At 39.6% G+C, this 21779-nt stretch carries 21 protein-coding genes; all 21 read right to left on the bottom strand.

Translation table 11 applies throughout. The features are described 5' to 3' along the window. Positions 1-17 precede the first annotated feature (17 nt). Positions 18-911: a hypothetical protein gene (locus K1558_RS11770; RefSeq protein WP_238651763.1), complete on the bottom strand. Its 894-nt coding sequence runs from the start codon at positions 909-911 to the stop codon at positions 18-20. Between the two features lie 2 nt (positions 912-913). Then, the gene (locus K1558_RS11765) at positions 914-1168 is read right to left on the bottom strand and encodes a phosphopantetheine-binding protein (RefSeq protein WP_238651762.1); all 255 of its coding nucleotides are present in this window, start codon (positions 1166-1168) and stop codon (positions 914-916) included. Positions 1169-1191: 23 nt separating this feature from the next. Further along, complete coding sequence (abc-f, locus tag K1558_RS11760; RefSeq protein ID WP_238651761.1) at positions 1192-2904, bottom strand: ribosomal protection-like ABC-F family protein; 1713 nt, start codon at positions 2902-2904, stop codon at positions 1192-1194. Between the two features lie 4 nt (positions 2905-2908). Then, on the bottom strand, positions 2909-3148 hold the full coding sequence (locus tag K1558_RS11755) for an acyl carrier protein (protein WP_238651760.1): 240 nt from the start codon (positions 3146-3148) through the stop codon (positions 2909-2911). Between the two features lie 13 nt (positions 3149-3161). Continuing rightward, complete coding sequence (locus K1558_RS11750) at positions 3162-4457, bottom strand: radical SAM protein (RefSeq protein ID WP_238651759.1); 1296 nt, start codon at positions 4455-4457, stop codon at positions 3162-3164. After that, positions 4458-5858 (bottom strand): glycosyltransferase, encoded by a 1401-nt coding sequence (locus K1558_RS11745; protein ID WP_238651758.1) that lies wholly within the window; start codon positions 5856-5858, stop codon positions 4458-4460. A gap of 37 nt (positions 5859-5895) precedes the next feature. Next, the gene (locus tag K1558_RS11740) at positions 5896-6708 is read right to left on the bottom strand and encodes a hypothetical protein (protein WP_238651757.1); all 813 of its coding nucleotides are present in this window, start codon (positions 6706-6708) and stop codon (positions 5896-5898) included. Positions 6709-6713: 5 nt separating this feature from the next. After that, on the bottom strand, positions 6714-7661 hold the full coding sequence (locus K1558_RS11735) for a peptidase U32 family protein (protein WP_238651756.1): 948 nt from the start codon (positions 7659-7661) through the stop codon (positions 6714-6716). A 15-nt stretch (positions 7662-7676) separates the two neighbouring features. After that, positions 7677-8579 carry a glycosyltransferase family 2 protein gene (locus K1558_RS11730; RefSeq protein ID WP_238651755.1) on the bottom strand — a complete coding sequence of 301 codons (903 nt, stop codon included), beginning with the start codon at positions 8577-8579 and terminating at the stop codon, positions 7677-7679. Continuing rightward, positions 8572-8832 carry an acyl carrier protein gene (locus K1558_RS11725; protein ID WP_238651754.1) on the bottom strand — a complete coding sequence of 87 codons (261 nt, stop codon included), beginning with the start codon at positions 8830-8832 and terminating at the stop codon, positions 8572-8574. The genes K1558_RS11730 and K1558_RS11725 overlap by 8 nt, the downstream gene beginning before the upstream one ends. Next, on the bottom strand, positions 8833-9879 hold the full coding sequence (locus K1558_RS11720) for an HAD-IIIC family phosphatase (RefSeq protein WP_238651753.1): 1047 nt from the start codon (positions 9877-9879) through the stop codon (positions 8833-8835). A gap of 21 nt (positions 9880-9900) precedes the next feature. Further along, entirely contained in the window at positions 9901-11859 is a 1959-nt protein-coding gene (locus K1558_RS11715; RefSeq protein ID WP_238651752.1) for an alpha-amylase family protein, read from the bottom strand. Between the two features lie 44 nt (positions 11860-11903). Then, on the bottom strand, positions 11904-12695 hold the full coding sequence (locus K1558_RS11710; RefSeq protein ID WP_238651751.1) for an ABC transporter permease: 792 nt from the start codon (positions 12693-12695) through the stop codon (positions 11904-11906). A 5-nt stretch (positions 12696-12700) separates the two neighbouring features. Continuing rightward, the gene (locus K1558_RS11705; RefSeq protein WP_238651750.1) at positions 12701-13495 is read right to left on the bottom strand and encodes an ABC transporter permease; all 795 of its coding nucleotides are present in this window, start codon (positions 13493-13495) and stop codon (positions 12701-12703) included. A 13-nt stretch (positions 13496-13508) separates the two neighbouring features. Further along, entirely contained in the window at positions 13509-14483 is a 975-nt protein-coding gene (locus tag K1558_RS11700) for an ABC transporter ATP-binding protein (protein ID WP_238651834.1), read from the bottom strand. 130 nt (positions 14484-14613) lie between these two features. Further along, positions 14614-15531 carry an ACP S-malonyltransferase gene (locus tag K1558_RS11695; protein WP_238651749.1) on the bottom strand — a complete coding sequence of 306 codons (918 nt, stop codon included), beginning with the start codon at positions 15529-15531 and terminating at the stop codon, positions 14614-14616. Between the two features lie 72 nt (positions 15532-15603). After that, positions 15604-16176, bottom strand: coding sequence for a hypothetical protein (locus tag K1558_RS11690; RefSeq protein WP_238651748.1), 573 nt, complete (start codon positions 16174-16176; stop codon positions 15604-15606). Positions 16177-16218: 42 nt separating this feature from the next. Next, a complete protein-coding gene (locus K1558_RS11685; RefSeq protein WP_238651747.1) occupies positions 16219-17244 on the bottom strand; it encodes a BtrH N-terminal domain-containing protein in 1026 nt (341 codons plus the stop codon). A 711-nt stretch (positions 17245-17955) separates the two neighbouring features. Then, positions 17956-19005 carry a hypothetical protein gene (locus K1558_RS11680; RefSeq protein ID WP_238651746.1) on the bottom strand — a complete coding sequence of 350 codons (1050 nt, stop codon included), beginning with the start codon at positions 19003-19005 and terminating at the stop codon, positions 17956-17958. 752 nt (positions 19006-19757) lie between these two features. Further along, complete coding sequence (locus K1558_RS11675) at positions 19758-20819, bottom strand: hypothetical protein (protein ID WP_238651745.1); 1062 nt, start codon at positions 20817-20819, stop codon at positions 19758-19760. 344 nt (positions 20820-21163) lie between these two features. Beyond that, a complete protein-coding gene (locus tag K1558_RS11670; protein WP_238651744.1) occupies positions 21164-21751 on the bottom strand; it encodes a TetR/AcrR family transcriptional regulator in 588 nt (195 codons plus the stop codon). Between the last annotated feature and the right edge of the window lie 28 nt (positions 21752-21779).

Genomic DNA, 21779 nt, shown 5'->3' with positions numbered 1-21779 from the left:
CCTCCACCCCCTCCACGCTATAAGGTTGCGAAAGCATGGAACAGACGTTCCTCCGCTTTAATGATTTCCGCAACCCATGCTCCCAATTTATGCAATAGGTTCCCTGTATACATCATTTCATAATCCATGCACCAAACATCTACACAATGATTTATCTCATCCTGTATCGTCCAGTTACAGGCTTGGGACATCCATTCCTCCAAATAACGTCGGTTTCCCTGCCTCTGCTGTGATAAAATATATAATCGGCTGGATATCCATCTTCCCCAGGCGTTCATCCATTCTTCATGTCCGTGTTGGGCAAACAGCTGCAAATCCTCCAGCATGAATTTCATGCCGGCAATACCTTCACCCCGGATTACCTCAGGCTTTCTGGTAACCGTACCCGGTTGCATCCCCTGCAGCCACGCCTTGAATAGCTCAGTCTTCCGTCTATGGGTCTGCCCTGCTTCAAATCTTAACACGTACATCATCAAGGAAGAGTGATGTGTCTGTATTAACCTCTCTATCTCTGAACACGCGTAGGAGGACATATGTAGTTTAGTTCCATTTGCCTCGTAGAAGCTTTTCCACAAGCTCTCGGGATGATAAATGAAATAACGTCCTGTATCGGCAAGCATGCCTATGAAGCATGAATCAGACAGATCATCCTTTGGAAGCGTGGATACCGGGTCTAAAAACCATCCCGCCTCCATTAAGAAATCCCAGTTTTCCAATGTATTGCCCGAAATTGTAAGAATGAACGGCTTGCCTTCTTCATCGCTGTAGATGCCTCGCCAAATAACCTTTTCATATATAAATCCCCAATACTCTCCGGTGATTTCCTTATAGAAATCAATACCGATGCGAGCAAATACGTCATTCAGAATGTCCAGTCTTGTATCAGGTGGAGGAGCAAAGGACCCAAGCATAGTTAGGCCCCAACTCCTTTTTCTCTCAGGCAATGGGCAATACTGGCTACGCTATTGAAAAGCTCAACACTGATATCCTCATCGTCGAAAGTAAACTCATAACATTCTTCAAGTGCTACAATCACATCAATAATAATAATGGAATCGAGATTTAATCCACCACTAAGCAGAAACTCGTCATCCTCAATTTGCTCAATCGTCAAGCTGCTCTCTGATTTTTCAATAATAATCTCTTTAATTTTATTTTCGATTCGCATGCTTGGCCTCCATGTTAGGCATCTTATAGCTCCAGTTCTTTTTTTCTGGACACCAATTGCCGATATTCTTCATCTAACTCGCTGTAGCTTTGACCATCCCGCGATACCTTGTCGATCTTGCCCAGGATTTCAATAATTCTGTTTTCGAGGAGCATTTTTTCTTCGACAACGGATTGTATTTCATTTGCCGGTAGTTGGCGGGATTGCTCATAGCGCTTCACAATAGATCCGCGCTCAAAGACCAGGAAATAATCGCAAATATGCTCCAAAAAATAACGGTCATGGGACACTAATAACATTGTCCCTTTATATTCTGCCAACACCTTCTCCAATTGTTCTATGCTTCGTATATCAAGATGGTTGGTCGGTTCATCCATAATAATCAAGTGTTTATCATTTAAGATTAACTTGGCTAATTTCAATCTTGTTCTCTCACCCAAACTTAGCGAACGGACGGGCCGCTTAAGCATGTCTTCAGTAAATTCCAGACGGGATAATAAAGTGCGTGCCTTTTCAAGCTCAGATCTCTGAGACAGCTCAAGTGTTTCCAAGGGAGTTTGCTCTTCCTTCAAGTCACCAGCTTCTTGGCTGAAATAGGCAATATCCAAGGATGGGCTTATCCAAATCTCACCTTCGTCCAAGTGCTCCATTTGCAGGATTGTTCTGATCAGCGTTGTTTTTCCGCAACCATTTTTCCCGGTAAGAGCAACCTTATCTCCAGCCTTCAAATAAAATGAGCAATGTTCAAAAAGCTTAATCTTTCCAAAGCTTTTAGATATTCTTTTAGCCTCCAGAATCCTGCTCCCGTGCCGCTTCGTTTGTTCCAGATTAAAAACGATCTGCGCCTCATCTTTTGGCCTGTCGATTCCTTCGATCCCGATTTTCTCCAAGCGCTTAATTCTAGATTTGACCTGCCTGTCCATCTTTTTTGCCTTTGTTCTATAAAACTCTTTGGTACCTTTCCTCATATCCGCCATTTTTCCGACCTTACCCGCTTCCACATGGGCCTTTTCAGACCAGGCATCCAACCGCTTGATTTCTTCCTCTATTTTCGCCCGTTTTTTTTCCTGCATATGGTATTGATGTAATTGGGATTGATAGTTCCGCTCCTTTTCTTCTTTATAAAATGAATAATTTCCGGAGTAGATACTGATCTTTCCTTCGTTCAATTCCATGATCTGATTAACCGTTTGATTCAAAAAATAGCGGTTATGCGATATAATAATGACTGCACCTTTGAATTTTCGGATTTCATCGACCAGCCATTCAACTCCCTCGGAATCCATATGATTCGTTGGTTCATCCAGGATTACTATATCCGGCTTGGATATCCAAATCTTCAGCAATGCAATTTTCGTTTTTTCACCGCCGCTTAATCCTTGATAGCGCTGATCTTCCCAATCAATCATATTCTCAATCCCAATCCTGCTCGACAATTGAAAAAGTTGTTCGGCCTGCTCCCGGCTTTCCAGGATGGCCGGCTCGGGCGACATAGACTGAGTATAGGAGGTAGATTGTAACAGATAGCCTATCTTGAGATGAGGCTGATGATAGATGATTGTACCTTTATCCGGAGTTGCTGAACCAAATAGGAGATTAGCCAATGTACTTTTACCGGTTCCATTGTGGCCTACCAAGCCAATTCGATCTTCTGATTTGATATCAAAAGTGATACCGTCCAGAATAATCTTTTCAGCATAGGCTTTTGTAATTCCAATGCAGTTGGCTAAGATCATATTCTTAGTTCTCCCTTCTTACATTGACAATATAATTACAGATTCCTTGTAAACTTCCAAAGTTTTCATCATTAAACTCGTTATCGTGCACCTTAATACCAAAGTTGATTTCTAAAAATTGAAGAATATGAAATAAATCAAAGGATCCTATCCCCAGTTCCTGCAGCTGTTTCTCGTCAGCTTTATCCAACATTTCTGTTTCCAGAAAAAAGGCTTCTGAGACAAATGCTTTTAGCTGATTCATTACCTCCGTCTTCTCAATAAAAGATCTCCTCCATTCTGCGGTTTAGTGCAGAAATCCAGCTTTGTGTCATTTTCTTATGTTTTTCCTCGAAAAACTTGTAAGAATATTCATCCATAATCTTCATTCTTCTCAACTTCTCGACCACAGTCACTTTATCGGTCATTTTACTGGACTCCGTCCTTGGCCGGTCGGTGTACATGCTATAGCGTATAAAGTCAAAGTAATCGCACGTTAAGCTGTTCAACGTCAGATTGAAGTCTTCTTCTGTCTCTCCCGGGAAACCAATCATATAATGGGTGGAAAAGAGGACATGGGGGTATTTTTCTTTAAGATATTCCACTGCTTGGAGAACCTGCTCCAGCGTATAGTGACGTTTCATCCTTTCCAGAACTCTGTTGCTGCCCGATTGAAGCGGTACACAGATCGAAGCTATCCGCCCATCTGCTAATAATCCCTCCATTTTATCCAGATGATTGACCATCCAGAATGGTTCAAAGTTGCGCACGCTGTAATTGACCGGGAGATCAAGAGCCAGAAGCTCCTTCATTAATTCGTAGAAATCGCTATCCATGTCTTTTCCATAAGAGCCTACATCGTCACCTGCTAGGACAATTTCCGTATACCCCTCCTCAGCCCCCCGCATAATCTCTTTAACAATTTGTGCTATCGGCTTACTTTTGATTTTCCCTTTTACAAATCGTACGGCACAAAAGCTGCAAGCTCCACCGCATCCCCTGGCAACATGGACAAAATATGCTTCTTTATAGACCTCCTCAGTTATTCTTCTGAAATACATAGGACGTTCCATTTCTAATTCACTGTATACATTCTCCATTTCCCGTTCAAGTGCAACCAATGTCTTCAGCTTCCTGGTTGCCGTTGCAACCGCTCCCTGCGGATTGGGCTGATCCTGGCTAACTGAGGGGAAATATAACTGATGACCCACCGCTGAGTCATCCCAAGAAAAATCCGTGATTCCCAATATTTCTGCCAGTTTGGTAACATCCCCATGAGAGGATTTGAAGGTAAGAGCGCCTGTCTCATCCAATCGCTCCCTCTCAATTGCAGGTAAGCAACCGCAAATGATTAATCGGGACTCTTCCTTGACTTTGGAACGCAAAAATGAATATTTATCCATGGACTCATTTGCCAAATAACTTGTAACTCCGCAAGTGACTAATATCACCACATCGGCATCGGCAATTACTTCAGTCATTAAATATCCGTTCTGCTGAAGAAAATCATGATAAAGTTGTGCATCCAATAGGTTTTCTGTGCATCCTAAAGAATAAATATGCGCTTGCAGCACTTATATTCCTCCTCCTTCTGCTTCCTCAATGTAATTGATTAACCTTTTACTATGAGCATGGATTTGCGGGACAGCCGCACATAACGTTTCAATAATAAATTTTTTCTGACCAAAATGCTGACAGATTGTCGTATAGGCTTTCTTATTGATTTCTCTAAGCTGTTCGTTGGACATCGCATTGATCTGTAGAATCTTTTCTGCAAGTTGTGCCGGATCACTCTCAATAGTAAATCCGTTTATCCCTTCCTGGATCAATTCTTTATATATTCCATTGGAGTTAGCTATGATTACATTGTTATGACCCTGTGCCATGTACATCGCTTCCATTGGAACAATTGCCCCTGGTTCATTTTCGGACAACAGGCATGTGCAGACTGTGTTTTTCCAGTGCAGTAGCGCATTGATTAATTCAAAATCTTTATATTTCTCAATTAGTAATCCGCGCAATGAATTCGCTTTGAGGTACTCTTGAAGCGCTGAGTATATCCCATTGGTAACAGCCACCGGAAATATATCCTCAGGCAAATATTTACTTGCCCTGAATACCAGATCCAGTCTTTTATAGTCTACCGGTCTTCCCCAGCTAAAAATGACTTGCTTATCTATGGGGATTTGATACTTCTGCAAAAGCCGAATGATCTGTGCATCGCTCAAAGCTTTGAACCGCTCTTCACCAAACAATACACCTCCTTTTGCAGGTATAAACCCGTCTTCCGGGACCATATAATGCATTTTAAACAGATCTTTCATATATTGGGACACATACCCGATCTTTGCATTAGGGCTGAACTTTGTCCATTGGGCAGCGAGATAGTCCATAGATAAAATATTTTCGTTACGCTCTTTATGAAAAGTAGAGAATGCAGAATCATGTGTCATATGAATCGTTCGGATGTCTGCTTTGAAAGCCTTGAGCTGTTTATGGATATATACATGCGTTAAAGCCAGACATGAGGAACCTGTTATTACTAATGTGGCTTGGTGTTTCTCAGCAAGATTCAATGCAACAGTGGCAGCGGAAGCGCTGAACAGCTTCCAGTTCTCCACTGAGCCGATCCAATCCTGTCCGTAGGTATTGTTTACAAGCTTAAAAAAAGCCCCTCCAGTGCTTTCGAGCAACTCTTTAAGTTGATCATAGTTTTCCCGTGAATACGTGGGCACTGCAGTTAGTAACGCCGGCTCACAAGCATAGAGCGTAAGGTTAATAGACAGATTGCAGAATTGATGTCTCATCTCCACGACGGTTTCAATGAAACTTCGGAAATATTTAGCAATCCCCCCGCTCTTATGCTGTATTCCTTCCGTAGTGACCAGAACAATAGCCAAATCAAGTCCATCGCTCCCGGCATTTTCTGAAAGAAACACACTGTTTTTCTTATACATCCTACTGTCGTAGCTCATGATTGCTTCCCCCTGTATTAAAGGATGGTGTTGTAACTTATACAATCATATAGTCATAGTTTCCCATCAGTCCGGCTAAAGCATCTGCGGAGTCCTGCTGACGGTAAACTGCATTCCCGAGAATATACATGCCGCCGTACCGCTGCCTGTCTTGATGCGATGCATCTTGGTACATAAAATTTTTTCTGGACCATTTTTTAGAAAGTTCAATGGATATTGGGCTGCGGCACGCCTCCGTTCCGGAGCACTCTCCTGTAATGGCATGCCATCTTGCTGAATAGCAGGTTCTGCCTATTGAGATTAGGGCATTGTTGGCATAACCCGTTACCTTCATTCCCATACGATGCCATTCCTCAATGAAGGAGGGGGCGCAAATATTCACTTCAAGTTCATAGATATTATAGCGGTTCAGCACTTCAATCTTGGCTTCATGGATAAAAGAAGGCCCTAAGACGGCAGCTGACAGATCAGCTTCTTCTTGTTTCATAATTTCATCGCTCCAGGGTGAATCGATGATTGAACGAGTGAGCAGCCTGCCTAAGACAGGAATGATGTTTCCGTCTTTTATCAAATCTAGACACCTGAATAAAAAACCGTAATCATTAAAAGTTACTTTTAATTTCTTTTCTCCTGCCAAAGAGTAGATGCAGTCATACAAATGCTGCATATTCTGCTCAGGCACGAATGGGGTAATATATCGTATACTGCGGCCTTTTCCAGCTTCTTGTTCCGCCTGAGACAGCATTGCTTCCTGGGTTGCCTTGTATATGCATCCCTCATCTCCGATAACGAACGGATCGGTGCTCACGCTGCCCTCTTCATGTTCTACATACATTCGTTCAATGATCATTAGATTTATCCTCCAATGAGATAAGCATGGTCACTGTATTTACATCTGTTACCGGAGCACCATATTTTGGTCCACCAATTGGGCAGCCCGGCTCTAATCTGCTCATCACCCTCTCCGTTTCTATAATGTTCCAGTGCCGATTTATAATGCCGGATAACCTCAACAGTCCGTTTGTAGTCGCGGTCCCGCCCTACGATTTTCAAAGTATTGACTCCGGATTGCTCTAATCTATGAAGTGAACAGATGGCGCAACCCTTTTCCACGTCAAATATCCTTCCGTTTCCCTGCTTGCCTTCACAACAGGCGGAATATACTCCTTTACAAGAGATGCCGGGATCAAAATCATTAACGGCACCTTCCCCCAAATCATGCAGAAATCCGCAAGCACCGTTAAAAAATGAACATCCCAAATATCCAATTACTTCAATTTCTATAGGGGATCTGGAGCAGAGTGCTTCAATTTCCTCCATACAAATATGATAGGATAGTACCACTCGCTCAACACCGAATTGTTCCAAAAAGAGTATTTGCTGTAAATTCAATGTTTTAAAAAAAACACTGGCATGCAGCTTCACATTGAATCCCTGCTTGCTAGTGATATTTAAAAGTCCCAAATCGCCTATAACCAATGCGTCCACGCCGGCATGTACACCTTTTTCCGCATAGGCCAGGTAATGATTCTCCATGTCTCCACTGATAGCACCATTATAGAAAAATGGGGTATTACATAAATAATTAACTTTAATCCCCCGGTCATGTGCATAATTCACGATGCCCCGTAATTCATCCTCCGGACAGTTCATGTCAGGATAATTAATCGAAGCTTTGCCTCTTCCAGTAAAGGAGTAGGTCCTAAAAACTCCGTCGTCTCCACCCAAGTAGATCTCTTCAGCACCGGCCTCTATAACCTGTCTGGCTGTATCAAATGAAATAGCTGGAGCCATAATCTTCATTTACTTCCCCCTGTTCTAGCCGCTGTAATGCCCCTTATGAAAGAAGGGAACCGCATCTTGGTTGGAGCATACTGTACATCGCACAGTAACTGCATTTGTATTCTCCGCAATGCACCTTTCATATTCATGAATACAGAGTTCACCTTCGACAAAACGTTTCATAAGCTGCATTTCGACAACCGGATGCTTACGTGTTAATTTATCAAAATGTCTTACCGCGTTGTATTCATCCCGCTTATGAAGCATATGATAAGAGGCTATCTCCGGGCAGAAATGGACGGTCTTGCCTTTTAATTTGGCTCTATAGCCCAGTTCCAGATCTTCTAACCTGTCTAAATGTTCATCAAAGCAGCCAATATCTGCAAAAACTTGCTTTCTAGCAGATAAATTTCCTGTTAGAAATAAATACCAGTTAAGGTTTGCCGAATTTATATCTGCTCCGTAGCGGGATAACAATAAAGTATGCATGGGTTCCATATGCCTGTTGTAGTGGGAATAGTTCCGCTCCAATCTGTCCTTGATATTCTGTCTTTGGCGCTCGTTAATCCCTTGATATAATTCCCATCTGATCCCGCAAACGAAATCAGCAGAGGTCTCGTTTAATACCTTTATATGTCTTTCTATGCAATCAGGGGGTAGTATCCTGTCATCGTCCAAAAAAAGGATGATCTCCTGATCCGTCTTCACGCGTTGGATGCAAGTATTTCTGGAAGCCGAGGCACCCTTTGTTGCTGCGTTTTTGATAGAGGTAATCATCAAGTGGCATGACCATTTCCGAATAACTTCGTCAGTATGGTCCGAACTCCCGTCATTGCATATCAGCACATTAAAATCTTTAAATGTTTGCAGAGTCAAAAAATATAAGACGATATCTAAATAAGACGCTTTATTCCTTGTAGTGATTACCACATTAACCATGGATCAGGCCCGTCCCAGAAGCAAAAAAATCACAGAACTTTCCGATATGGTTAATGGCTTCAAACGTCAACTGCTCATCTGGAAAAACCACCTTGAACTCTTCTTCCATTAGAACGACAATATTTAGCATTGCGATTGAATCTGCGCCCAGATCGGAGAAATATACTATCTCCTTCAGAGCATCCGAATCAGACACCAGATCCAGTTCTATCAGCTTTTCATATAAAAAACCTTTGACATCATGCTTGTCCATCTATAACACCTCTTTATCTTCAGAATGAACGATTGTAATCCAGTCCGGTAATAAACGGCTGTCAGGCCTCAAATCCAGATAAAAGTTGGGGTCAAACATCGAATCCTCCTGTTTTTTAAATCCGCATTGCAAAAGTAAATATAAGAATGGTCTGTTGTAGGGTGTTTTTTTGTATTTCACATATATCCGGTTGTGTTGCCCCCTAATCGCTAGCTGCACCCCGTAATCCAGCAAGGCATTGGCAACTCCTTTACCCAGTAACCGACACGACACAATTAATAATTCGACAATGAACCCCTCTGTATAATTAAGAATAAGCACACCCGATACATCGTAAGAACCGTATCTATCTTTCACGTCTGCTAGTAATACTCCATATTGCTCGCTGTCGATCATCCACTTCAGGTCATTATCAGAATAATCTCTCTTATTAAGGTTGAGCTGATTCGTTCGTGTAATCAGTTCTCTGATTCGCTCTATGTGGTTGTAGCGCGCTCTGGATATGGATACTTGCATTTGACAGCTAAGCAGAAAGTCTTTGTTTGTGACGAAGTAACGCTCACGGTCCATTAATCTTTTTTCTTCCAGCCGGTATAAATCTATTCGGTCTATAGTATTCGGATTTAGCTCAGCGAGAAGCACCATGATGTATTCCTTCATGTCTGTCAAATTCCCACTCGGAAATGTCTTTACATCTTCATATGTGTTTTGTACCTCATCCAATTCATAAAGCTGGTCATCCAGGAATAGAACATCTTCCGCTTTAAAATGAAGATTATCTATTATCCGTTTGATGGATTTGCTCTTCGGATTCCAGTTAATCTGCGGATAAATAAAATAATCAATAATATCCAGATCCTTCAGTCTGCTTAAGGCCTGATTTTTATCGTTCTTGCTAACGATGGTTTGCAGAACCTTCTTCTCATGAATGAGCTCTAAAATATCTTTGATACCGTCTCTTAACTTCACACTTGAATCTTCGATAAGCACTCCATCCAGAATCGTGTTATCTAAATCCCATACGATACATTTCAACAACTTGTTCACCCCGCCTCTTCACATGAATCTTTAAATAAATTCGACTTCTATCCAGCGGTACTCCCTACCGGCGTCATCAACAGGAATAAGCACTGTGTCTTTAGCAAACCCTTCATAGTAAGGGTGGTTTGCAACCTGATTCGACCAAGCTTTTGCAATCACTTGTTTAACTTTAAGCCCTGGAGGGAGTGGTATTTCTACAGTAGTACTGCTTACAGAGGCAATCAGGGCTTTTTCCCTGGTATACGTAACCAAACATTGCCCGTTGATTGAGATTGCTGAGTAGAAACCAGACAATGAGCCTGTTGTATATTTCCGATAATACATCTGATCTTTCGGACGAACCACAAGTTGCATGTCTGGTGTTACCGGAGCGTGATTATACACATACCAACTGGAATTCAAACGACGGTAATCTGTCTCGCTAAGAGCTTCAAAACTGAAAAACTTTTCTGAGCAATGAAAACTTGGAATACCTATCACCGGAGCCAGCATACAATAATTCTTGAATTTTTCCGCATGCATCCAGAACCCATCAGTATCAATCAATTTGTTTCGGATCTTCACCGCTTTTGCCGCGCGCTCTAGCCAGATGTTCACATCTTCGCCCCACTCATCATTCAACCGAATGACATCCAGAGGCACACTTGGTTCAATGCAGGTATCCGATATAAAAGCATCCTCTTTTATGGAATGGGCCCATTCATAGATATATGCGTTTACTTTAGAGCGTAGTTGGTCGCCGACTCCCCATCCCTGATCGTATAGGAAGGGCCTGCTTGTGTCTGGCGACAAATAACTGTAATCCAGCTTGATACCATCCCCATTGAGGCAGCCTTCGTTGGCTGAAAGCATAAATCGGATCACATCTCTGAAGTAATCTCTTACAACCGGACAAGTATGGTCAAACATACGAAAGATATCCTGCTGCAGTGTCATATCCGGTGTAATCCCGGGCGGAAGCTCTCCCTCAATTTTAAAGAGCGACAACCACAGCAGAACCCTGTGGCCTCTTCGGTGAAGCTCATCGATGACCTGACGCAACGTCTCCTTGTCCTTAAAAATGCTGGATATGGAAAAGTAATTCCCTGTATTGGCATACCAATAGCCATCGATGAGCACCGTAAAGTCGGTGGAATCTGTCATCTCCTCTATCTTTGTAATATATTTCACAAAACTATCATGTTCTAAGTCAAAACGGTAGACACCGTTCTGCCCAAGCTTATAATATTCGGCTATATCCGAATTAGGGCTAAGTATAGGTTTGTTCCACCAGCTATAAAAAGGAGGGTCAATTGTATAATGCAGAGCTTTAGAGATCTCATAATGCTTCTCCAAAATATCATATGAACGCTGAAGATGATCAAAGAAATAGATGCAAGGCGGCTGATCATCTGGAGTAGCCGGGTGATAACCATTAAATATCATTTTTATCGTTCTTGAGCCATTCTGCTTAAATATAGTTGAATGGACTGGTAACGCACCGGGTAAGGAAAATCCAAACCAAGAGTTCTCTTCCTCTGTTAAATAATGGAGCTTTCCAGCCAAGACTCTTGGTTGTGGAGTCAACCCCCATGTTCTAATCTTATTGTTGCGTTCCTCCGCAATTGGCGAAATATAGCTTTTGGTTTCCACATAACATTTTTCCCAACCGGTCTGATAGTTTTGATAGTCAGCGGTAAAATTCCTTAACAGGCTTAAATTTGCATAAGAATTGTGAAAATAGACAAGTTCCTTGATATATCCTTTTATTCCGGCAATGTAGTAGGAGATTTGATTGTTAATTACTTGAATAACAGCCTGGTAAGGGTGTTTTTCAGACATAAGCACATATTTCCCGATAGAGCTGTCTATAGACAACGTATCAAATCGCATTTGGCGGCCATCAATTACGGGCAGTAGGTTCAAAATAAAATAGGTAATCCCATTTTTAATAATAGTTATTCTTTTCTTCCCTATTAAAGAGTATTCATAGCCATTTCTGCTCAATAGTAAAAGATTATCTATGACGTCCCTCTCCTTGCCATTCTAATTTAACCGCCTGCACTTGAATAACACTTGGAAGCATAGCGGATGAATGATATCGATATCGATAGAAAAACAAGACTGACCAGTAAGTTAATAATGGTAAAGGAGGTAGGGAGTTTCCCTAAAAAAATCGCTGAAGGATAACTCGCAACCATAAAAAGGGGAACAATAAAGGAAAGAATTAGTTGAACGGATTTGGGAAACAAGCCTACAGGGTACTTCATGATTTCACCCATATCTACCATGACGTTAATAAAATTCCCTGTTTTAACTGTCCAAAAAGAAAAGGTGTATAGAATCAGCGAAAGGGAATAATAGACAAGAAAACCACTGATCAGCAATACAAGATAAAGGACCACAGATAAGATGTCAAATTGCATATTCAGCTTGTAAAACGACAAGCCTACCAAATAAATCCCGAAAAGGCCGCTGCCTATTCCTGCAATATTAAAATAGCGAAAAGATAACAAAAACACTGTCGACATCGGTTTTACCAATGCAAAATCAAACTCTCCGTTCTGAATCGCCATCGGAATCCGGATATGATTAAAAAAAACAAACGTCATATAAACGGAAAGGATAATAAACGAAGTTCCAAAAATAAATATCATTTGGTATTTATTAAAGCCGGCAACTTCCGGTGTATTTAAAAAAATCAGCTCTATAAAAAATATCTTCAGGATATTAAACACAAAATCAGTTAAAAGATTGGTTACGAAATTCATTCTAAATTCCAAATCGCGAATGATGCAATTTTTCATGAATACTTTCAATAACAAGTAATAACGCTTGATCACTAAGCTCATCCCCCAAAAGCAGAGTATCTTCTCTCCCCTACAAACCACATTAATCTTCCAGCGAAGAATAATAGTATCACCCAAAAAAACTGAAAGGCCAAATTGGTCATAACGTAATTTCTCTCCAGGTTAGTGGTAAATAAAGTGATTGGAAAATAAATAATATATTTAAAAGGAAGGAATACCAGCAGCTTTTGCAAAAAATCCGGAAAGAAGTCAATAGGGATCATCCCTCCGCTGAGAAACGTTGAGATTAAGCCAAATGCAGTGAATATTTGGGACACTTCCAGAAACCAGAAAGATAACAGTGCCAATAAGTAATAAATAAAAAAACTGATTAAAAGGGCCTGGACTAAAACCAGCGCACCAACTAGCAGCGTAATTGCAGAAATGCCTAAACCCGTAAAAAAGAGTACTGTAACAAGGAGGATGAATGCAGCGATAGTAAAAAGAATTTTTCCGCCAAGTTCACTGACAAGCCAATAAATTTGATGATCCAATGGTTTTGCTAAATATTTAGACAATGTCCCCGACTTGATCTCTTGCGCAATTGCAGGGTAAACACTGGCCTGAATTATTTTGGAAATAACAATAGCGACCAATATATAAGAGAGTATCCTGGGAAGTGAATAACCACGAATCGTATCATATTGATTGACACTGTATATATTGCTCCATAATAAGATCTGCACGGCAAGAGGAATAATTCCAGAAAGAATTCCCATTGCGAAATCGACTCTATAGGCTATTGAGTTCTGCAAGGTAATCTGAAAGAGCTTGGTGTATTTATTCCACTTCATTTTCCTCGCACTCCTATACATTAAAGGTTTCTAAAATAACATCTTCTATAGGGGTATCATTTATAGATATATCTAATATTTTATAGTATTGATGCATTATATTAGATGTAGAGACAACATGATCATTATCCACTTTCAGTTCGATTTCGTATGGAGATTTTATAGATATGATCTCTCCCAGTTGCTCAATGGCATTGACGTCCACCGTTTCGGCAAAGGTAATCTTGAATACTTTGCTTTTAGAAAACATTCGTTTGGTATGCTCAAGACTGCCGTCATAGATAATTGAACCTTTATTGATAACGATTAACCGCTTACACAAGTTATCAATATCATTCATATAATGACTTGTGAGGACGATCGTTACTTTCTTCATTCTGTTATATTCCAATATAAACTCCTGGATTTTCTTTTGTGAGACCAGATCAAGCCCGATCGTAGGTTCATCCAGAAAGATAACTTTAGGATCATGAAGCAAGGAACCGATCAGCTCCATCTTCATTCTTTCTCCAAGTGAGAGAGTTCTTACAGGTACCTTTAACAAGTCTCCCACCCCAAGAATTTCTACTAAGTCATTTAGAATCTTAGTAAACGACTTATTGTCGATCTGATAAATCGCCTTGTTCAGTTCAAAGGATTCGTTAGACGGGAGGTCCCACCACAACTGATTTTTCTGCCCCATAACGATCGAGATTTGCCGCCGAAATTCATTATTACGCTCCCATGGACAATACCCCATCACACTAACTGTTCCCAAGGTGGGATGAAGTATGCCGGACAGCATTTTTAAAGTCGTGGTTTTTCCTGCTCCATTCGGCCCCAGAAAACCGATAACTTCTCCTTCGGCTATATCGAAATTAACCATATTCACTGATGTGGTGTCAAAAAACTCCCTATGAAACAGATTTTTGAGTGTGCCCAACATCCCTTTTTCCTTTTTATAATTGCGATAGGTCTTGGTTAGGTTTTCAACTTTTATAATATTCATCATAAAACAACCTTCACTTTATATTTTTGATTCAAAAAGATTGCAACCCATATAAAACCATTTTCATCAAATAATATATCCCAAAAACCAGTATATGTAAGTGACTAATGGCACAAAATCATTTAATACATTAGCTTAAGTCTTGCCAACAATAAAAACGGCAACTTTTGTTAATGGAGCTGGAGATTTTATATAATTGATTGTCTATGCTGGTATCCGCAACATCTGTAATTCCATATAAAGACAGTTGATGGACCGTACTCATCCATGAAAGATTGCTTACCAGATTACTTACAAGCTCATGCTGAATCTCTGAAGAACTACTGATTATTCTCTGATCGATACACGACATTAAAGGTATTTTGCTATCGCGAATATTTATTGAAGCAAGATAGTTTTTAAATTCACTTTCTGCCCTTCCGAAAAAACTGGTGTGATGGTAAGGGAGTGTGGAATGGAGCTTAAATACTTTCAAAGCCCCCTCTCTTTCCGCATCAGCCATTACAGTATGTACGTCGCACTCTAATCCTGTAATTACATGATTAAAACGGCCGTTCACATTCGCGATTTCTACAGTACAATTGGTGGAGGAGTCATGAATTAGCTTATCCAGCCTGTTTCGGGTGAAACCGATAACTACGGCAACTGCCCCTGTATCTCCCTTTAAAGACTGGGACAATAATCGATAGGCTGTCTGAATTAACTCTATGCCTGTTTTGAATGTATAGGCTCCTGCAAAATGTAGGGCTGAGTATATTCCCAAGCTGCATCCGCACAGAAGTTCTGCCTTTAAACCGATACCTTCATAAAATTTGGCTACGGCACAGCTTAAGGAATAGTTTGCAATTTGATCAAACAATTCAAGCTCGTTATTCATGTTATCGGATAGATTATTCAGTCTGGCTGCTACGTCAAATCCAATAATATCTGATGATGCATTTATTAAACAATTTATGCTCTTATTAAGCGAATCATTACTAACCCTAAAAAGGTCCATTTTTTTTGTCCCGAGTCCCGGAAAAATAAATGAAAACTGATGTTTAGCCACTTCAGACTTCCCTCCAATGCGTGTATCCTATGGTTTTATTCCTTACGGGTGAAATACTATGTACCCCAATTTCTAAAGCATACTCAAAGATATTGAAAGAATATGATAATTAAAATTATCTGGAAGTTGAATTCTTTTAATTTTTCTTTCAAAATCAGTAGCAAAAGAGAGCACATTAATAAAAGCTAGTTCTTGTATAGTGACTACAGTCCCTCCCTCATTGCGTTGTGTCGTACCCTGAATGGCTGCGAACTCCTTGTACATGGGCTCACAAGAAAGATCTGTGACCATTAGCTCTATCATTTCCGTGTAGTCAAATTCATACTCAACTGTAAAATTCACAATCGAGTTCCCCCATTCAGAGCAGCCAAGAACATGCACTTCATTTATACCTTTTATATTTATCTCCACCAGTTGTCCTGTACAAGACACATTATCGTAATGATGATTAAAATCCGGAAGCGCAAAGATATAGGAACCACTCTCATAAATGCTTGCATTTACGATATTCCGCAACAGAAAGTATTCGCCTAACCCTGTTAAATCAGCTTGTATGTTGTTATGATTTTCTAACACAAAACCTTTGTTATTAGCTATAGAGGCAAGGTTTACACATTTAAAATTTCTTTTATTGTTTGATAACATATCCTTAAGACTCATATATTCTTGTGGCACGACGTTACGATTCTAAGATGCTAAAAATAATGTTTGGCACTCTTCTAGTAAATTCTCTTCAAAAGCTGCAGCTAAATATATTTTATCGGCAACCTTATCTACTTTTTTAAAAAAATTATCCATCAAAAGAGACTTTGCTAAAATATTAAGTGTGATTTCCCAATTTAATGCAGAACGGTAGAATTTATCGCCAATTTTGTCCAGTTCTGCAATACCATATTTTGTTTTAATGTAATTAAGCATATATGCAAATCTTAATCTTCCTAATATCACCTGATTTAACCCATCATAAATGGAGGATAATTGCGCTACCTCTGAAGTTTGCGCTTCACCATAATCAGCAGAATTTTGGATATCATTTGCGAATCGCCTCATGCTCTCAAATTGATCACAATTGATCGCTAAAAACAAGTCTTTGACCATAATTATTGCTTCTTGTTTCGTGTACTTTGGCTCTTCGATGAAGATGACACGGCCAAAAAAATGAGTTGCTTGATTTACCAAATCAAAAGAAATTAGTTTGTCTTTTTTATCAAAATAGCAATCTGATATCATCAGCGAACGTTTTACACGATCTATACCTGTAACTACACAGGCATGAGCATTATGTTCTTTATGAAAAAAAAACGTATCCCACTCATTATAGTAACCATCCAGTCCAATAATCGTCGGTGTTCCCAAATGAATTTGATTTTCAATTAAATCATATAATTGATTAACATCATCATTAACATGCATTTTTATATCTGTTTTGTGGTATCTAAATAAAGATTTATATATATTGTTAATCGTGATTGCATTAAATATATTCATTAAATTTTCCTTATTACTCTCTTTGTCATATTTGAATTCCCAACTATCCCAATACATTAATTCAAAATCTTTGTTAATCCATGATGAAATTGAATAAATAATATCATCTATGCAGGTGGGATACCTTCTGTTGTTCTTAGGAAACACTCGTTTTATAGAAAAATCGATCTTCTTTAGCATAAATCCACCTTTATCTACAGTAATATAAAGCACTTCATAATCCATCCGGTAGCGTCGTCAAAGCTTAAATACAAGCGCTCTCATTATTGTAATTGTACTTACATTAGATTTGATTTGATTTGAAAACCGCTGACTCAATAATGTAATTATATGTAACATTAAAACATATATAAGTTATTTTACAATTAAAAATCATATTTCGCAAACTGTGCCAATGTCGTGCTGGAGACCTTGATTCTTCTTGGTGAACTCATAAGCTAGGACGAACAAGCTAAGGAGAACCAATTTGCAAATGCCTAGCCGGCAAGAGCTTGACTGAATGACATTCCGTATATAGCTCACACTTCTCTGTCCCGGAAATTCCAGACAAACTGGCTACTGAGAACGAAGTAAGACTCGTAGGCTATAGCCAGATAATAGCCCGATCCATCCGTGAGAAGACCGATACACTTGAATGTCAGTATCATTCAATCAAGACCGCGCCAGCTCTGAAAATTCAGAATAGGAGAAAGAAAAACGGCTGGCTCAAGACACCGCCAGTGCTGCTACAAGAATTGGTCAATGATTAAATGAAAAAGAGGATACCCCGCAGCAGAAAGGCTAAAGGAGCATCCTCTTTTGTTAATATCTTTGGTCGATATTATCAGCAGTCGATAACCACCACATACTCATGTCATACAGATTCGTGCCGGTAACTTCGAAATGGCAGGTCTCAATTATCCCAAGTCAGCTTTCTGACCAACTAAGACGTTATTTTCACATAAACTCACATAGTGCTGAAATAGCTGCCTTCTCCATTGACTTCATATCAATTAATCTCGTTCTTACCTTTAACAACGAAGAAGAATTTCCGAAAAGTGAGTATTTTAAAAAGATATTTCTACTCTCTAATGCAGAGTTGTATAGATATAAAAATGTATTCCTTAAATGTTCCACAGCCGGGTTTCTTTCAATCAAATCTTCATGAAGAAAGAACTCCAGCCTGTCCAGCAGAACCCATTTATGTTCCCATAAAAAATGAAAAGGTCTTACATTATTGAAACCTGCGTTAGGGTCTCTAATGATTTTTTCAATACAATCCACTAATACATCATATGTATTCAAACCAAACACTTCATTCATGAATTCCTGTTCTCCATCTCTCAACGCTATAGAGTGGGATTCTAAATAGTCATAAAATTTTTGCTTTATACTTGGCATATGAATTGCATACTCCGCATTTTTTCTGTGTTTTATTAGTATAATTCCGTTAAACCGGTCTTGAAGGATATTAGTATTTAGAAAGGCAGCATTCATCTCTTCAAACGTACAATGGCTCTCAATATATTTTCCATTAGAAAAATTACCAGCTATATTAAATTTTCCCTCCAATAAATTATATCCAAAAACCATAACGTCATGTGTAAATGAATCGAATTTATTAAAAGTGTAAGAATTAACTAATTTCGATTCATCAACAAAGAGATAAACATAGGAGCTGTGGTTGATTGCATCAATTAGAAAGTCGACAATGGAATTATTCCATTTGAAATCAATAATCCACCGCTCTACAGAATTAAGATTGATGAAAGGGCAGTTCTGCGGAAGCGTCATACATTTGTAAAACGACATGGTATAGTTCAGCGGAGAGCTGTTCAGATGAATGAAATTTGAATAATACCAATTTTTGAAATCGGGATGAAAGGAGGCAACTGAAAGTGTATTGCCGATAATGGGGAAACCATATATTGGTGGAACCTTAGTGTAAAGTAATTTCAAACTCCTTCCCCCCTTTTTTGGCATATATTCATCATAGTACTTTTTCATAGAGTATTGAATCTTTTTTTGAACTACTTAGGTCATGTCAAAATAGGGCAACCGCAAAAGGCATGAGATAGTGAGGAAAGAACAGGAAGTCTTTGTTTTTTGTTTAATGAAAAATGGTATGCCTTTTTACACGTTTTTGGCCCTCACCCAGTCTTTCGATTATTCCCCTTCGCCCGTTTGGAGAAATCTCGTCGTAGCGTTTGAGAAAGGATTAAATGACCTGTTTCTTCAAAGAAACCCCGGCTTGACAGAAAAACGCTCTTACTCCATGGATCTTGAAGTACACCGTAATACTTCTTTAGCGAGATTGGAATCAAGATTGTGTAGAGTGGATTATGTGACGATCGGAAACCAAAGACAAATTGCTGAAATTCAATGGATGAGGAAGGGCCGGAACAATATCAAGTCAGAGATTCCGATGACTAGAAAATGACGTTATCTGCACCTTGGACTGAAATAACTTCGATGATTTCAAATACCAATTCGTTTTTGCTTATAAATGTCAACTGTGTGACTTTTGTAATAGGCCTCTTAATAATTAGGGATGACAAACGCGAGCATGAGAGTTGGCTAAACATGGCCGAAATTGAACTGACCGCAATGACGATCCAATGTCTGCGCCATATATATTGAAGTTTTTTAGGGCTGGAGAATGGGATAGAATTATTCAAGTGAAGTCATGTGCATATACCTTATTCCCAGATAAAAAGGCATAATTCAGCAGTATCTGTTAGACTACGCCTTTTTACAAATCATACCCGAATAGTGCCCGTTCGCCTCGTATAATGAACCCTTGGAGGAATGGTGGTGAAAATCAAATTATCCAGCATCATCTCTACGACGCAGCGTTCATTTGAGACAATATCATCAAGGCCAATAATAATTTTTTTGATTAGCTCCGAATTTCTCGTCAACTGTGCTTTTAATAACATATTACGAAACATGAGCATGTTCTGCTCAATTTGTTTGTAGTTATTATAAATGATATCTGCATTGTTCATCAATTTGCGGGATTTCATATATTGTATTCTTTTTAGCATCATTACTTTGTGGTCCCATAGTACATGCAGCGGCTTGATATCGTACTTATCTTTATTCTCCAAAAGCAAATCCAAATAATGCTTGATGTCCTCATAAACCTTCATTCCAAATACAAAATCCCTGGGATTGTCCATCATTCTGAATCTTTCCGAAGTATTTTTGGATAGGAGATAGTCATTCAGCGTCTCTGCAACTAAGGCAGTGTCAAAGTGATAGCTTGCTTTGTTGAAAAAACTTAATAAGCGCAGCCCGCCTCTTCCTTCTTCTAAATAATCAGTAGTTGCGTTGATGTTTAGATAAGCTTGCTCTACCTGCTCAAAAGACGCCTTAGTGTAAGAATATTTGCCTGTAAAAGTAAAGTCGGCCACATCGAACATTCGTTCCTCCCGGTTGTATCCAAAAATAAACAATTCGTGAGGAAAAAATTGTTTTTTATGGGCAAGGTTTCCTGAAATACAAGACTCATCAAAGATACCGTAAATATAATTATCAAGGTCAATAGCATCCACGAAAAATTGGCTTAAGTTTGTACTCATGCCGGCGATGGTTTCTCGTTTTAGCGTTTGGTTGTAAAGCCATGGGCAGTCAAAAATTATATTGGACTTGGGCCAGAAGTCGAAGAACAGTCCATGTGTATCGCTCCACAGTTGTATGTAATTGCTGTAAATCCAAGGCAACGTTTCATCATAGTTTGATAAAATTGACAATAAATTGGCGTGCCATGTCCAAGATGTTATGGGGGGACATTTCATCGGCAAAACTTTTTTTATCATGACTATCACTCCTGTATACTTTGAAGAGATTATATTAAATTGCAACACACCTGTATAGATCATATCGTACTATTTGGTTTTTTTTCCAAATAAATATACCTCGGATAGATTGAGTAGAGATGAAAGTCCAGATAACCTTACAGTGTATTATTGATATTGCTCTGTGAACATGCTCTAGTATTGGTTCCCAAATATCGGCGATCTGTCAGCGGCGAAACTGGCGCCATTGGCCTCGTATACCAGACCGTTAGATAACCTTGCCACCTATTAAGGCCAATGTACAAGCTCGGCTTAAGCAACTTCTTCACGAGCACTTCGTTGGCCTGACCGGGAACGGTACCCTCCTACTCTTTCTTCCCGAATATCCCGTAAAAAAACAAATTCCCTAGCTCTTTGCGCATATTAACGGTCAGCTTCTCCGCCATAGACGGGTTACCCATCATCGCTATTAATCCTTGCATATACATCATTATCGCTTCGGCGGATACTCCGCCGTTTATTTGATTCTCCGCCTGTCCCTGCTCAATTAACTTCATGATCTCGGGAATGATTACTTCTCCGGCGTACTGCTCCACATGCTCTTTGAATGCGGGATCCTCGAACATAAAGTTCTTCATGCCCTCACTGTTTAAGGTCTCTTGATTATTTACAGAAAGTTCGTACATCCTCTCCATTTTTTCTTTAAAGGTCAGATCGGAATGAATCATTTGGATGAAATCATTCCCGATGTTATCCATCTCATAATAGAACACTTCCTTAGCCAGCCTTTCCTTGCTTCCAAAAAAGTTGTAGATCGACGCCGGCGACACGCCTGCTTGCTGTGCAATCTCCCGCACACCGATCTCTTTAAAGTTACGGGTCATAATCAGCTTGGTTAACGATTGTAAGATTTGTTCCTTCTTCTGTTGTCTCCGCTTCTCGAAACCGTTCATTATCCAATCCCTGCCTTACTCTTTAAAA

It is taken from the genome of Paenibacillus piscarius (assembly GCF_022234545.1).
Classification (GTDB): domain Bacteria; phylum Bacillota; class Bacilli; order Paenibacillales; family Paenibacillaceae; genus Paenibacillus_AQ; species Paenibacillus_AQ piscarius.
The sequence above is the reverse complement of the archived record's forward strand: the minus strand, read 5'-3'. Positions and strand labels throughout refer to the sequence as shown.

Bases quoted from the DNA above. Each gene is read 5' to 3' on its own strand.
- K1558_RS11770 (WP_238651763.1), bottom strand. From the start codon at position 911: ATGCTTGGGTCCTTTGCTCCTCCACCTGATACAAGACTGGACATTCTG.
- K1558_RS11765 (WP_238651762.1), bottom strand. From the start codon at position 1,168: ATGCGAATCGAAAATAAAATTAAAGAGATTATTATTGAAAAATCAGAG.
- abc-f (WP_238651761.1), bottom strand. From the start codon at position 2,904: ATGATCTTAGCCAACTGCATTGGAATTACAAAAGCCTATGCTGAAAAG.
- K1558_RS11755 (WP_238651760.1), bottom strand. From the start codon at position 3,148: ATGAATCAGCTAAAAGCATTTGTCTCAGAAGCCTTTTTTCTGGAAACA.
- K1558_RS11745 (WP_238651758.1), bottom strand. From the start codon at position 5,858: ATGAGCTACGACAGTAGGATGTATAAGAAAAACAGTGTGTTTCTTTCA.
- K1558_RS11740 (WP_238651757.1), bottom strand. From the start codon at position 6,708: ATGATCATTGAACGAATGTATGTAGAACATGAAGAGGGCAGCGTGAGC.
- K1558_RS11735 (WP_238651756.1), bottom strand. From the start codon at position 7,661: ATGAAGATTATGGCTCCAGCTATTTCATTTGATACAGCCAGACAGGTT.
- K1558_RS11730 (WP_238651755.1), bottom strand. From the start codon at position 8,579: ATGGTTAATGTGGTAATCACTACAAGGAATAAAGCGTCTTATTTAGAT.
- K1558_RS11725 (WP_238651754.1), bottom strand. From the start codon at position 8,832: ATGGACAAGCATGATGTCAAAGGTTTTTTATATGAAAAGCTGATAGAA.
- K1558_RS11705 (WP_238651750.1), bottom strand. From the start codon at position 13,495: ATGAAGTGGAATAAATACACCAAGCTCTTTCAGATTACCTTGCAGAAC.
- K1558_RS11700 (WP_238651834.1), bottom strand. From the start codon at position 14,483: ATGAATATTATAAAAGTTGAAAACCTAACCAAGACCTATCGCAATTAT.
- K1558_RS11690 (WP_238651748.1), bottom strand. From the start codon at position 16,176: ATGTTATCAAACAATAAAAGAAATTTTAAATGTGTAAACCTTGCCTCT.
- K1558_RS11685 (WP_238651747.1), bottom strand. From the start codon at position 17,244: ATGGATTATGAAGTGCTTTATATTACTGTAGATAAAGGTGGATTTATG.
- K1558_RS11680 (WP_238651746.1), bottom strand. From the start codon at position 19,005: ATGAAAAAGTACTATGATGAATATATGCCAAAAAAGGGGGGAAGGAGT.
- K1558_RS11675 (WP_238651745.1), bottom strand. From the start codon at position 20,819: ATGATAAAAAAAGTTTTGCCGATGAAATGTCCCCCCATAACATCTTGG.
- K1558_RS11670 (WP_238651744.1), bottom strand. From the start codon at position 21,751: ATGAACGGTTTCGAGAAGCGGAGACAACAGAAGAAGGAACAAATCTTA.